This window comes from Streptomyces sp. NBC_00572, assembly GCF_026341815.1.
GTDB lineage: Bacteria > Actinomycetota > Actinomycetes > Streptomycetales > Streptomycetaceae > Streptomyces.
In genome coordinates this window covers 72,590-84,848 of the sequence record NZ_JAPENX010000003.1, presented here as the reverse complement: position 1 = coordinate 84,848, position 12,259 = coordinate 72,590, and the positions used below count along the sequence as shown (strand labels likewise).

13 protein-coding genes are annotated in these 12,259 nt (G+C 70.4%); 7 read left to right on the top strand and 6 right to left on the bottom strand.

Going from position 1 to position 12,259, the window contains the following annotated elements; all coding sequences use genetic code 11:
* Positions 1-8: 8 nt before the first annotated feature.
* The gene (locus tag OG514_RS37090; protein WP_266902492.1) at positions 9-1,094 is read right to left on the bottom strand and encodes an NADH:flavin oxidoreductase/NADH oxidase; all 1,086 of its coding nucleotides are present in this window, start codon (positions 1,092-1,094) and stop codon (positions 9-11) included.
* 124 nt (positions 1,095-1,218) lie between these two features.
* On the opposite strand from OG514_RS37090, the gene OG514_RS37085 reads away from it, so the two are divergent.
* Positions 1,219-1,572 (top strand): helix-turn-helix transcriptional regulator, encoded by a 354-nt coding sequence (locus OG514_RS37085; RefSeq protein WP_266902490.1) that lies wholly within the window; start codon positions 1,219-1,221, stop codon positions 1,570-1,572.
* A gap of 169 nt (positions 1,573-1,741) precedes the next feature.
* Here OG514_RS37085 and OG514_RS37080 read toward each other — a convergent pair whose 3' ends face one another.
* Entirely contained in the window at positions 1,742-2,389 is a 648-nt protein-coding gene (locus tag OG514_RS37080; RefSeq protein ID WP_266902488.1) for a DUF305 domain-containing protein, read from the bottom strand.
* Between the two features lie 272 nt (positions 2,390-2,661).
* Between OG514_RS37080 and OG514_RS37075 the strand changes: the two genes are divergently transcribed.
* The gene (locus tag OG514_RS37075; protein WP_266903079.1) at positions 2,662-4,101 is read left to right on the top strand and encodes an LVIVD repeat-containing protein; all 1,440 of its coding nucleotides are present in this window, start codon (positions 2,662-2,664) and stop codon (positions 4,099-4,101) included.
* Here OG514_RS37075 and OG514_RS37070 read toward each other — a convergent pair.
* The 4 genes from OG514_RS37070 to OG514_RS37055 form a co-directional block, all read right to left on the bottom strand.
* On the bottom strand, positions 4,080-4,772 hold the full coding sequence (locus tag OG514_RS37070; RefSeq protein WP_266902487.1) for a TetR/AcrR family transcriptional regulator: 693 nt from the start codon (positions 4,770-4,772) through the stop codon (positions 4,080-4,082). The two genes, OG514_RS37075 and OG514_RS37070, sit on opposite strands and share 22 nt — an antisense overlap.
* Positions 4,773-4,901: 129 nt before the next feature.
* Positions 4,902-5,585, bottom strand: coding sequence for a phosphatase PAP2 family protein (locus OG514_RS37065; protein WP_266902486.1), 684 nt, complete (start codon positions 5,583-5,585; stop codon positions 4,902-4,904).
* Positions 5,586-5,674: 89 nt separating this feature from the next.
* Complete coding sequence (locus OG514_RS37060) at positions 5,675-6,616, bottom strand: M56 family metallopeptidase (protein WP_266902485.1); 942 nt, start codon at positions 6,614-6,616, stop codon at positions 5,675-5,677.
* Between the two features lie 151 nt (positions 6,617-6,767).
* Positions 6,768-7,382: a DUF5134 domain-containing protein gene (locus tag OG514_RS37055; RefSeq protein WP_266902484.1), complete on the bottom strand. Its 615-nt coding sequence runs from the start codon at positions 7,380-7,382 to the stop codon at positions 6,768-6,770.
* A 192-nt stretch (positions 7,383-7,574) separates the two neighbouring features.
* Here OG514_RS37055 and OG514_RS37050 point away from each other — a divergent pair, with 192 nt between their 5' ends.
* From OG514_RS37050 to OG514_RS37030, 5 genes are all read left to right on the top strand, one after another.
* Entirely contained in the window at positions 7,575-8,126 is a 552-nt protein-coding gene (locus OG514_RS37050) for a GNAT family N-acetyltransferase (RefSeq protein ID WP_266902482.1), read from the top strand.
* 157 nt (positions 8,127-8,283) lie between these two features.
* On the top strand, positions 8,284-9,690 hold the full coding sequence (locus tag OG514_RS37045; RefSeq protein WP_266902480.1) for a DUF6421 family protein: 1,407 nt from the start codon (positions 8,284-8,286) through the stop codon (positions 9,688-9,690).
* A gap of 35 nt (positions 9,691-9,725) precedes the next feature.
* Positions 9,726-10,487 (top strand): SDR family oxidoreductase, encoded by a 762-nt coding sequence (locus OG514_RS37040; protein ID WP_266902478.1) that lies wholly within the window; start codon positions 9,726-9,728, stop codon positions 10,485-10,487.
* A complete protein-coding gene (locus tag OG514_RS37035; RefSeq protein WP_266903077.1) occupies positions 10,484-11,566 on the top strand; it encodes a low specificity L-threonine aldolase in 1,083 nt (360 codons plus the stop codon). The genes OG514_RS37040 and OG514_RS37035 overlap by 4 nt, the downstream gene beginning before the upstream one ends.
* A 79-nt stretch (positions 11,567-11,645) precedes the next feature.
* On the top strand, positions 11,646-12,245 hold the full coding sequence (locus OG514_RS37030; protein WP_266902476.1) for a transglutaminase family protein: 600 nt from the start codon (positions 11,646-11,648) through the stop codon (positions 12,243-12,245).
* Positions 12,246-12,259 lie beyond the last annotated feature (14 nt).

Sequence of the window (12,259 nt, the reverse complement as noted above, 5' to 3'; positions counted from 1 at the left end):
CGCGGCCCTCAGATCGCCCAGGCGTACTGCGGCGGCGCCGCGTGCGTCTCCGCGCCTAGGTCACGCGCGGCGCGGCGGGCCCAGGAGGCGTCGCGCAGCAGCTCGCGGCCGAGGAGGACCGCGTCGGCCTCGCCGTTGGCGACGATCTTCTCGGCCTGCTCGCTCTCGGTGATGAGGCCGACGGCGGCCACGGGCAGCCCGGTCTCCGCCCTGACGCGGGCCGCGAAGGGCACCTGGTAGCCGGGGCCCACCGGGATCTCGGCCGGTCCGCCGTTGCCGCCGCTGGAGACGTCGAGGAGGTCGACGCCGTGCTCGCGAAGAAGCGCGGCGAACCGCACGGTCTCGTCGATCGTCCAGCCCTGCTCCTGAAGCCAGTCGGTGGCGGAAATGCGGAAGAACACGGGGAGTTCCTCGGGCCACACGGACCGGACGGCGTCGACGACTTCGAGGGCGAGGCGGGTCCGGTTCTCGAAGGAACCGCCGTACGCGTCGGTGCGGTGGTTGCTGTGCGGAGAGAGGAACTCGCCGATGAGGTAGCCGTGGGCGCCGTGCACCTCGACGACCTGGAAACCGGCGTCGAGGGCGCGGCGGGCCGCGTCCGCGAACTGCCCGGTGATCTCCTGGATCCGCTCCACGGTCAGCTCGGTCGGCACCGGGTAGCCCTCGGCGAACTCGACGGAGCTCGGCGCGACGGGCTGCCAGCCGGGGCCGCCCTCGGGGACGGGTCCGCGGCCCTCCCAGGGGCGCTTGGTGGAGGCCTTGCGTCCGGCGTGCCCGATCTGGATGCCGGGCACGGTGCCGTGGTCCTTGAGGAAGCCGGCGATCCGCCGGAGGGACTCGGTCTGGGTGTCGTTCCAGAGGCCGAGGTCCGCCGGGCTGATCCGGCCCTCGGCGGAGACGGCCGTCGCCTCGACCAGGATCAGTCCGGTGCCGCCGGTGGCCCGGGAGGCGTAGTGGGCGAAGTGCCAGTCCGTGGCGACACCCGCGCCGGGTCCGGTCATCTCCGCCGAGTACTGGCACATGGGCGCCATCCAGACCCGGTTGGGGACGGTCAGCGACCGCAGGGTGTAGGGCTCGAACAGGGCGACGCTCATGACGGACTCCGTTTCGGGATGCCTCGAAGGACGCTAGTACGGTAACCATCGTAGTACGGCATCTGTCAAACTACGAGGGTTCTCGTACAATGGCCCGTATCCCGGATGAAGTGGAGCCGCCGCCATGACGACCGCCACCAGCCCCCGTGCTCTCGAGCACCCCACGCGCGACCAGATCCGCCTGGAGGCGGTGCTGCACGCGCTCTCGGACCCGGTGCGCCTGCGGATCGTGCGGGACATGGCGCGCGAACGCGCCGAGCTGAGCTGCTCGTACTTCGACCTCCCGGTGACCAAGTCCACGACGACGCACCACTTCCGGGTGCTGCGCGAGGGTGGAGTCATCCGGCAGACGTACCGCGGCACGGCCAAACTCAACGCCCTGCGCGAGGACGACCTCGAAGCCCTCTTCCCGGGCCTCCTCGCCGCGGTCCTGGCGGCGGCAGGCGCCCAGGCCGACCGCGAGGACGCGACGGTCTAGACGATTCCCGTCGGGGCCCGCCCGCTCGCCGCACGGCCGGAACACCCAAGTAGCTCCGCTACGAGGGCGCCCCGGCCGCACGTCGATCGCACGCACCGAGCGACCCGGCCTGATCCGATGTCCATGTGTCAGGCAGGCCCTGGGTGCCCATCAGAGGGTCCGCATCCCCTTACAGCCCCCGCATCCTCCCGATCTCCGCCGACTGCTGGGCGATCACGTCGTTCGCCATCTCCTCCACGAGGACGTTGTTGCCCTCGCTCAGCACCTCGGCCGCCATCGTCACCGCCCCCTCGTGGTGCGTGATCATCAGCTTCAGGAACAGCTCGTCGAAGGCCTTGCCCTTCGCGTTCCTGAGCTCCTTCAGCTGCGCCTCGCTCGCCATGCCCGGCATCGAGTGATGGTCGTGGCCCGTCTGTTCGCGCGGGCCGCCGTTGTTTTTCAGCCAACCTTCCATCGCGCCGATCTCCGGCTTCTGCGCCGCCGCGATCCGCTCGGCCACCCCCTTCACCTGAGCCGAGGCCGCCCGCTGCGGGGCCAGCGCGGTCATGGTGAGGGCCTGTCGGTGGTGCACGATCATCATCTGCGTGTAGGTGAAGTCGGCGCTGTTCGGGCTCTGGTCCGGAAGCAGCTTCGCGGCTTCCTCGGGGGATATCCGCCTGGCCGGTTCGCCGGGCTTGCCCGGCGCGACCACGGTCCCGGCCGATCCCTTGGCCTCCGGTGCGCCCTTGTCGGGCCCCGACTCGCAGGCGCTCAGGGCGAGTACGGCGACGGCGGACAGGGCCACGGCGACGACGGCACGCTGACGGCGGATCAACAACGCGACCTCCAGATGTTCTTGCGGGGACAGTGACCGTTCCTAGCACTTTTCTCGGGGTGACCGATCAAAAACCTTCATTACGTCTGTGTTGCCATCTGTTGAGATGTGCACGGCAAGGAAGATACTGCCGGGGTCCAACACCCGTTCAACGCTGAACGGATACCAGGGAGGACGGAGTGACTTCGTTGCGTACCCCGCGTACCACGTCCATCACGCGCGACCCGCGTGCCAGGCTCAGACGCCTTGGCGTGGCATCCGCCGCGGCCGGACTGATGGCCACCATGTTCATGGCCGGCCCCGCCACCGCGACCCCCGACCCGGGAGACGTCCCCGCACAGGGCAAGGTCTCCTCGGAGCAGGCGGCCGAGGCGCGTGCCGCGATACAGAGCGGTGAGATACCCGGCGTGGACGAGATCGTCCACAGCTCGAACATCGAGCACCTCGCCAACATCCCCAAGGACGCCCTTCCGGGCACCAACTCGGACCTCGCCTTCCAGGGCAAGTACGCCTTCGCAGGCAACTACGACGGCTTCCGGATCTTCGACATCAGCAACCCGAAGTCCCCGAAGACCGTCGCCCAGGTCCTCTGCCCGGGCTCCCAGAACGACATCTCCGTCTCCGGGGACCTGCTGTTCCTCTCGACGGACTCCTCCCGGAGCGACAACTCCTGCGCCAGCACGTCGCAGCCCGCCTCGGTCAAGGAATCCTGGGAGGGCATGAAGATCTTCGACATCAGCGACGTCAGGAACCCGAAGTACGTCGCCGCCGTCGAGACCGCGTGCGGCTCGCACACCAACACGCTGGTTCCCAAGAAGCGGGACGTGTACATCTACGTCTCGTCGTACTCGCCCAACGCGGCGTTCCCGGACTGCCAGCCCCCGCACGACGGCATCTCGGTCATCAAGGTGCCCCGCAAGGCGCCCGAGAAGGCCGCGCTCGTCGGCTTCCCCGTCCTCTTCCCGGGCGAGGGCCCGGACGGTGGCGGCAACCCCGGTGGCCCGACCAACCCGGGTGTCTCCAAGACCACGGGCTGCCACGACATCACCGTGCTGCCGGAGAAGGACCTCGCGGCCGGCGCCTGCATGGGTGACGGCATCCTCTTCGACATCGAGGACCCCGAGCACCCGCGGGTGATCGACCGTGTCCAGGACAACGTCAACTTCGCGTTCTGGCACTCCGCGACCTTCAACCAGAAGGCCAACAAGGTCGTCTTCACCGACGAGCTCGGCGGCGGCGGCGCGGCCACCTGCAACGCCGTGGTCGGCCCGAACCGCGGTGCCGACGGCATCTACGACATCGTCGGCAAGGGCAAGAAGAGCAAGCTCGTCTTCCGCAGCTACTTCAAGATCCCGCGCCACCAGGCCGACACCGAGAACTGCGTCGCCCACAACGGCTCGCTGATCCCGGTCAAGGGCAAGGACATCATGGTCCAGGCCTGGTACCAGGGTGGCATCTCCGTCTGGGACTTCACCGACTCCCGCAAGCCCAAGGAGATCGCCTACTTCGAGCGCGGCCCGCTGTCCGCCACCACCATCGCCACCGGCGGCTCGTGGTCCGCGTACTACTACAACGGCTACATCTACTCGAACGACATCGCCAAGGGCTTCGACGTCCTGAAGCTCTCGGACCGTCGTACCGACCCCGCGAAGCGGATCCGGATGGACGAGCTCAACGTCCAGACGCAGCCGGACTACTTCGACTTCGACGACTGATCGAAACCGTGACCACCGGCCGTCGGCTCGCGGCGGCCGGCTGACGTCCTGAGGGCCGGCGTACCGTCGGGCGGACCCCCGTCCGGCGGCATGCCGGCCTCCCAGTCCAGGCCGTACCGGTGGAACAGCTCCGAACGCAGCCGCGCCAGCGGCATCTTGGCGCCCGGGAGCAGCACCGCCACCACCGCGCCCATCAGCAGGGCGCGCAGCATCGGATAGTCCGTGTCCACGTCCTCGGAGCCGTAGCGCGTGACCGTGTCGCGCAGCAGGAACGCCAGGCGTTGCTGCTCCTCGCACTGCACGAACCCCTCGGCCTGCAGAATGCCCGCCATATGGGTGCGCATCAGGGTGGGGCGCGCCGCCGCGAGCCCCAGGATCGCGTCGATCGCGCGCGCCATGCGCTCGCGGCCGTCCTCCGTGCGCGGCTCGCGCTCCAGGGCCTCTTCCAGGGTGAGATGCATCAGCCGGTGCACCGCGGCCTGCAGAAGCTGCCGCTTGCCCGGGAAGTAGTACGAGATCAGCCCCCGTGCCGAACCGGCCCGCTCCGCGATGTCGCCGAGTGTGGTCGCCTCGTAACCGCGTGTGTCGACCAGCTCCACCGTGGCCTGCAGAATGCGCTCGCGGGACCTGCGCCGAAGCTCTTCATTGACCGATGGGCTACGCGGGGACATGCTGGACTCCTGCGTTGACTGGCTGCCAGCCAATATACTCGGCGCATCCCGTCGGCATGCCCGTGTGGCAGACCGCCGGGGATGCCGTCTGTTCTGGGCGACACGGGGGATCGTCCAGAACAGGCGGCTTCACTCTGTTCCTCCCATTCTGCTCCCCTTGCTGTCGGCGTCCGCCGGGCCGGTCCGGGGGAAACGTCGCTCGCTCCAGCGGTACGTCAGGACCGCGACGGACACACAGCACCAGCCGAGCAGCCAGCCCCCGAGCACGTCCGAGGGCCAGTGCACGCCCAGGTAGACCCGCGTCCAGCCCACGCCGAGCACCGAGACGAGCGCGACGCCCGCGAGGGTGCCCCAGCCGCGCCACTCGTCCCGCCACCGCAGGGACAGCACCCAGAGCAGCAGCCCGCAGGTGACCATGGCCGTCATCGCGTGCCCGGACGGGAAGGCGGCGAAGCGCGCCGAGTCGACCGGATCGGTCCACTGTGGCCGGTCCCGCCCCACCAGCGTCTTGAGGCCCTGCTGGAGCCCCACGGCGAGCAGGCTCGTCACGGCCACCCACAGGGCGAGGCGCCGCTCCCGCTCCCACCACAGCAGCACCACGGTCCCGGCGGCCAGGGCGCGCATCGTCCACGGGTCCCACACCCAGTCGCTGAGGATCCGGTGCGCCTGGGTGAGACCGGGGTCGGCCACCGCGTCACGATGGAGGGTCTCGACCACCGACCGGTCGAAGGACAGCAAGGGGGTCCACCCGACGGCGACGAGCACGAGCAGGAGAACGGCCAGGGCCCCGGAGATCACGGCGGAGGAGCGCATGCGTCGATCCTGCCCGACGATCAGCTCCGGACGATCCTTCGCGCTCCCCGCGCGCGCCGTCGTGCGCGCCCGGACCGGCGCGCTTCCCGTCACCCCTGTCCCAGCGCGCTGAGCGCCGGGACGAAGGCCACGAGCACCGGGACCACCGGCACCAGGGAGGCGGCGGCGGTGAGCCGGAACCGGCGGCCGGCCGTGAGCCGGGGCGCCGCGGTCAGCAGTCGGTTCACCCGGCGCGGCAGGTCGCCGTACGGGGCCTGGCCGGGCCCGAACACGCCCCGGTCCTCGTTCAGTTCGACCAGCGCGAGCGCGATCGTCAGCCGCCCGAACCGGCGCGAGGCCACATCGTCGGCGGCCAGCTCCACCAGCCGGTGCATCTCCTCACGGAAGGCCGCGAAGACGGGAATCCCGGGGAACCCGGCGGCCAGCGCCGCCGAGGAGTGCAGCAGCCAGTCGTGCCGGGCGCGCGCGTGCCCCTGCTCGTGCGCGAGGACCGCGTCCAGCTGACGCCCCTTCAACCGCCTCAGTGCCGCCGTGGTGATGACCAGCTGGGGCGTGGTGCCCGCCAGCCACCAGGCGTTCGCCCGCTCGCCCTCCAGGACCACGAGGCGCTCGCCGCCCGGCTCTTCCCCGGGCAGCATGGGCGCGCGGACGAGAAGATCGCAGCGGCGCTGCCTGCGCCGCGCCCGGGCCTGGCTGATCTCCCGGCCCAGCATCGCCCCGGACCAGACCCCGCCGGCCGCCAGGGCCACCGCGAGCACCGCGGACCAGGGGCCGGTCGTCCCCAGTTCATAGGCGTCGATCACCGCGCGCGGCGCGGGCGCGAAGACCTGGCCCCGTACGGCCTGCCAGGCGGTCGAGGCGCTGAACGTCATGGAGAGGGCGAAACTCAGCAGCACCGCGGCGACCACGCACTGCCAGACCCAGAGGGCCACCACGGGTTCTCGCTCCACCCAGTCCGCCCGTGACAGCAGCCGGGGGGCCGCGAGGGCGGTCAGGACGCCGAGCAGGAACAGCGCGAGGGAGACCCACATGGCGTCAGCCTATGAGCGCGTACGGGTCGGGGGTATGCCCACGAACGGCAAGTGACGTACGCCACGGTTTCGTTGCCCCCGGCGCAGCACGGCACTGCCCCGCCCGCACGCGTCCACCCGGCCGCACCCCCCCTCTACCGGGCGGGCGCCCTCACAGGGTCACCAGCATCGCCAGCATCGCGAGCGCCATCGACAGCCGGCAGGCGAGCGCCAACTCCGGCCGTGCCGCCCAGGCCGGTCCGAGCGCCGGCCCTCCCCCCGGCCCGGTCCCTGCGGCGGCCGTGGCGGTAGCCAAAGCCCCCGTCGCCGCCGGCAACGCGACCGGCACGAGTCTCGCGCCCGCGTGCAGCACGTACGCCATGTAGTAGAGGAGCAGCCCGCCGGTGAGTACGGGTATGCCACCCGCCGCGCCGACCGTGTGCCCCGAGTGCGCCCCCGCGCCGGGCGCGGCCATCGACACCGCCATGTAGACCATGGCGAGCGAGCCGATCAGGTGGTGCCGATGGTGTCCGCCGCGCCGCACCGCCGCGAGACCGTGCAGCGTCGCGCCGCCGAACACCGCCGCGTACACCGCCCAGCTCCACTCCGGCGGCGTGAGGACCGCCGTGGGCAGCGCCATCGTCGCCATCCCGAAGCCCATCACCGCCTCACCGCGAGCGGCCCGCCGCTCCTCCCCGGTGCACGCGCGCATCCGCAGCAGGCAGTACACGCCCGTCACCGCGCAGAGCGCGACCATCAACCACCCGGGCAGGGCCGGTCCGTGCACGGCACACCTCCCCCTCGACGGCGTCCCCTCCCCGGAGGATGCCCGCGCCCGACAGGGCACACCCGGGCGCACGGGCGCGCACCGGCGTACAAAGGGGGTGTGAAAGGTGCGGAGATCGGGGGTGGGGCACCCAAGTAGGCTCGGGACGATCGCGTACGACGATCGTCAACGCCCGAGGGGAGCCCCGTTCGCATGGACACCGCCACGCCGCAGGAGACCGGCCGGATCAGCTATCGCGAGGCGGTTCTGGACGACGTCCCGGCCCTCGTTCCGCTCGTCGAGTCGGCCTACCGGGGCGATGTCAGCCGGGGTGGCTGGACCACCGAGGCGGACATCCTGCAGGGGCAGCGCACCGACCCCGACGGCGTGGCAGCCGTGATCACCGCGCCCGGCGGCCGGCTCCTGATCGTCGAGCGCGACGGCGAGATCGTGGCCTGCTGCCAGCTGGAGCACCGCGGCGAGGCCGCCTACTTCGGCATGTTCGCGGTCCGTCCCGAACTTCAGGGCGCGGGTCTCGGCAAGCAGATCATCGCGGAGGCCGAGCGCCGGGTGCGCGAGCAGTGGGACGTCCGCGAGATGCACATGACGGTGATCTCCGTACGGGAGGAGCTCATCGCCTGGTACGAGCGCCGCGGCTACCGGCGCACCGGGCGGATGACTCCCTTCCCGTACGGCGACGAGCGCTTCGGCGTGCCCCAGCGTGACGACCTGGAGTTCGAGCTCCTGGTGAAGCCGCTGAGCTGACGAACACGGCGGAAGCGTGGCTTCCCCCCTGGCTGACAGGAAAAACTTCTGCGATCAGGGGGGTCGCACAGGATAATTTCTCTTGCGCCCCCTTGTGGCGGAGAACCGTCGACGGTTACGGTGTCTTGACACGAGGTTCTCCTGTGAAGGAAGAGGCATGACGGAAATTCTTGTGCAGGACGTGACCGGTGGGGGGATATCCACCGACGCCCGGCTGATCGACCACCCCGCCTGGCCCGAGCTCAAGAATGCCGTGGAGGAGATCCGCACCTGGCAGAACGCGGACGGATCCATCGACTTCGAGCGGGAGGACGCGCCCGCGCGCTCCGTGGCCGAGCTGACCCTCGACCGGGTCGTCGCCGCCGTCGAGCAGCTCTCCCCGCTCGTCCCGCACGACGGCGCCTACCACCGCGCCCTCGTCGCCGACCTGCGCAAGTGGGCCGAGAGCGGCTTCGTCGTCCCGGACTTCCTGGACTCGCTGCTCGCCTTCCAGCCGGCCGCCGACCGCGTGGACGGGCTCCAGCACCTGGTGCTGTTCCCGATGTACACGCAGAACGGCAACCCCGACCGCAACTTCGAAGCCGTCGTGCTCCGCATGGTGTGGCCGGAGTGGCTCTCCGAGCTGGAGGCCACCCGCTACGACAACCCGCTGTTCTGCGGCATCACCTTCGAGGACTTCACCGCCGGGTACGACACCAACTCGGCCGTCCTCTTCCCGGAGACCATCGCCGTCCGCGAGGCCCCCGAGCGCTTCACCTGGGGTGGCATCTTCTGCGACCGCGAGGCCGCCCGCTTCCGCAAGGTCACCGAGGCCGCCGTCGACACCCTCGGCATCCAGCTGCCCACCGACATCGCCGAGATGATCGGCGACCAGGAGCGCTGCGAGAAGGCCTTCGTGCTGTGGGACATGGTCCACGACCGCACCCACAGCCACGGCGACCTGCCGTTCGACCCCTTCATGATCAAGCAGCGCCAGCCCTTCTGGATGTACGGCCTGGAGGAGCTCCGCTGCGACCTCACCGCCTTCAAGGAGGCCGTGAAGCTGGAGGCCGAGGGCAACACCCACGGTCGTGACGTGCAGTACGCCGTCCTCTTCGACCGGATGTTCCGCTTCCCGCTCTCCGGCGACCGCAACCGCAACTACGACGGTCTCGGCGGCCAGCTCCTCTTCGCGTACCTCCACAAGAACGACGTGGTGCGCTGGACGGACAACACCCTCAAGATCGACTGGCAGCGGGCCCCCGAGGTCACCAACCAGCTCTGCGCCGATATCGAGAAGCTCTACCGCGACGGCATCGACCGCCCCAAGCTCGTCCACTGGTTCAAGGCGTACGAGCTCGTCTCCACCTACCTCGCCCCGCACCCGGGATCGAAGTGGGCCAAGGGCCCCGATGCCCTCGACCTGTCCCTCCCGCCCCGCAAGCTCGTCGACGACGTGCTTCCGGACGAGTTTCCGCTCAGCATGTTCTTTGAGGCCCTCGCCAAGAAGCTGAAGGGCGTGATCGCCGACACCAAGGGGATCACCGCCGCCGACGTCTCGCGGACCGAGCGGGCCGCCGCGTGAGTGCTCGTACGGAGGACACGGAGGAGGCGTCGCCCATGAACGCCAACGGAAACGGCGGGCCGCTCGACGGCGCCGTCATCGCGGTCGCCGGTGCGGCCGGCCCGGCGGGCCGCGCGACGCTCCTGCGTCTCGCCGAGGCGGGCGCCACGGTCGTCGGGTCCGACGCGGACCCGACGCGCCTCGCGGAGGCCGTCGACGCCGCCCGCTACGCCCACGGAGGGGCCAAGGTCGTCGGTGACACCGTCGACCTGCTCGACCTGGACGCCACCCGCGACTGGGCCGCGAAGACCGAGAAGGAGTTCGGCCGCATCGACGGCCTGGTCCACCTCGTCGGCGGCTGGCGCGGCAGCGCCTCCTTCACCGAGACCGACCTCACGGACTGGGACTTCCTGGAGAAGCTCCTGATCCGCACCGTCCAGAACACCTCGCTCGCCTTCCACGACGGACTGCTGCGCGCCGGTGGCCGCGGCCGGTACGCCCTGGTCAGCCAGGTCGGCGCGCACAAGCCGCTCGCCAACAACGCCGCGTACAACGCCGGCAAGGCGGCCGCCGAGGCCTGGACCCTCGCGATGGCCGACTCGTTCCGCAAGCTGGGGGGCGACGACGGCCCGCAGGCGGCGGCTGCGATCCTGGTGATCAAGGCATTGGTGCACGACGCCATGCGCGCCGAACGCCCCAACGCGAAGTTCGCGGGCTTCACCGACGTCTCGGTCCTCGCGGACGAGATCGCCGGGCTGTGGAACAGGCCCGCCCAGGAAGTGAATGGACAGCGTCTGTGGCTGACCCCCAAGCCGTGACCGCGGCACTCGGCCCCAGGACCGACGCACGTCGTCACCACGACCCGTCGGTCCGGGGCTTCGCCAGCGACAACTACGCCGGCGCCCACCCCGAGATCCTCGCGGCCCTCGCCCTCGCCAACGACGGCCACCAGGTCGCCTACGGCGAGGACCAGTACACCGAGCACCTCCAGCGGATCATGCACAGCCACTTCGGCCCCACGGCCGAGGCCTTCCCGGTCTTCAACGGGACCGGGGCGAACGTGACCGCGCTCCAGGCGCTCACCGACCGCTGGGGCGCCGTCATCTGCGCCGAGTCCGCCCACATCAACGTGGACGAGGGCGGCGCGCCGGAGCGGATGGGCGGCCTCAAGCTGCTCACCGTGCCGACCCCGGACGGCAAGCTCACCCCCGAGCTGATCGACCGGCAGGCCTGGGGCTGGGAGGACGAGCACCGGGCGATGCCGCAGGTCGTCTCGATCACCCAGAACACCGAGCTGGGCACCGTCTACACGGTGGACGAGATCCGCGCGATCGTCGAGCACTCGCACGCCAAGGGCATGAAGGTGCACCTCGACGGGGCCCGGATAGCCAACGCCGCCGCCTCGCTGGACGTGCCGATGCGCGCGTTCACCAACGCGGTCGGCGTCGACGTCATCTCGTACGGCGGCACGAAGAACGGCATGCTCTTCGGCGAGGCCATCGTCGTCCTCAACCCCGACGCGGTCAGCCACATGAAGCACCTGCGCAAGCTGTCCATGCAGCTCGCGTCGAAGATGCGCTTCGTGTCGGTGCAGCTGGAGGCCCTCCTCGCGAAGGACCTGTGGCTGCGCAACGCCCGCCACGCCAACGCGATGGCCCAGCGCCTCGCGGCCGGGGTGCGCGAGGTCGACGGGGTGGAGATCCTCTACCCGGTGCAGGCCAACGCCGTCTTCGCCCGGCTGTCGCACGACGTGACCCGGCGGCTCCAGGAGCGTTTCCGCTTCTACTTCTGGGACGAGAACGCCGGTGACGTGCGCTGGATGTGCGCCTTCGACACCACGGAGGAAGACGTGGACGCCTTCCTCCAGGCGCTGAAGGAAGAGCTGGCCCGCCAGTAACTCCCGCCAACTGCATGGATATACGGCCGGATGGAAAGTCATTGACTTCCGTCCGGCCGTTTCCGTACGCTCCACCCGCATGGAACTCGTCCAGCAGAACCCCGACATCGCCGCCTATCTGGCCGCGAGTGAAGCTGTCGACCATGAGCATCCGGCGGTCCGCGCCGTGGCGAACCGCCTCTCCGAAGAGCACCCCGGCGCATACGCATACGCCGAAGCGGCCTTCGTGTACGTACGCGACACCGTCCCGCACTCCGCGGACGCCGGCGACCCGCGCGTGACCTGGCGCGCCTCCGACGTCCTGGAGCAGCGCACCGGCGTCTGTTACGCCAAGTCGATCGCGTACGCGGCCCTCCTGCGGGCCCGCGGCATCCCGGCCGCCCTCTGCTACCAGCGACTCGCCGACGACGACGGCTCGAACCCGGTGATCCACGGCCTCGTCGCCGTCCTGCTCCCCGGCGAGCGGACCTGGGCCCGCCAGGACGTACGGGGAAACAAGCCCGGCGTCGACGCCCGGTTCTCCCTGAAGGGGGAGCGGCTGGCCTGGGTCGTGCGACCGGAGTTCAATGAAGTGGATTATTCAGTGCTCTACACTGAACCGCACCCGGTTGTTCTGGACGCGCTGCGCGCCGCCCCCGACCGGTCCTCCCTCTGGCGGACGCTCCCCACGGAGCTCTGACCCCGGACACCAGC

Coding starts and splice junctions, on each gene's coding strand:
- OG514_RS37090 (WP_266902492.1), bottom strand. CDS start 1,094: ATGAGCGTCGCCCTGTTCGAGCCCTACACCCTGCGGTCGCTGACCGTC.
- OG514_RS37085 (WP_266902490.1), top strand. CDS start 1,219: ATGACGACCGCCACCAGCCCCCGTGCTCTCGAGCACCCCACGCGCGAC.
- OG514_RS37075 (WP_266903079.1), top strand. CDS start 2,662: ATGGCCACCATGTTCATGGCCGGCCCCGCCACCGCGACCCCCGACCCG.
- OG514_RS37070 (WP_266902487.1), bottom strand. CDS start 4,772: ATGTCCCCGCGTAGCCCATCGGTCAATGAAGAGCTTCGGCGCAGGTCC.
- OG514_RS37065 (WP_266902486.1), bottom strand. CDS start 5,585: ATGCGCTCCTCCGCCGTGATCTCCGGGGCCCTGGCCGTTCTCCTGCTC.
- OG514_RS37060 (WP_266902485.1), bottom strand. CDS start 6,616: ATGTGGGTCTCCCTCGCGCTGTTCCTGCTCGGCGTCCTGACCGCCCTC.
- OG514_RS37050 (WP_266902482.1), top strand. CDS start 7,575: ATGGACACCGCCACGCCGCAGGAGACCGGCCGGATCAGCTATCGCGAG.
- OG514_RS37045 (WP_266902480.1), top strand. CDS start 8,284: ATGACGGAAATTCTTGTGCAGGACGTGACCGGTGGGGGGATATCCACC.
- OG514_RS37040 (WP_266902478.1), top strand. CDS start 9,726: ATGAACGCCAACGGAAACGGCGGGCCGCTCGACGGCGCCGTCATCGCG.
- OG514_RS37030 (WP_266902476.1), top strand. CDS start 11,646: ATGGAACTCGTCCAGCAGAACCCCGACATCGCCGCCTATCTGGCCGCG.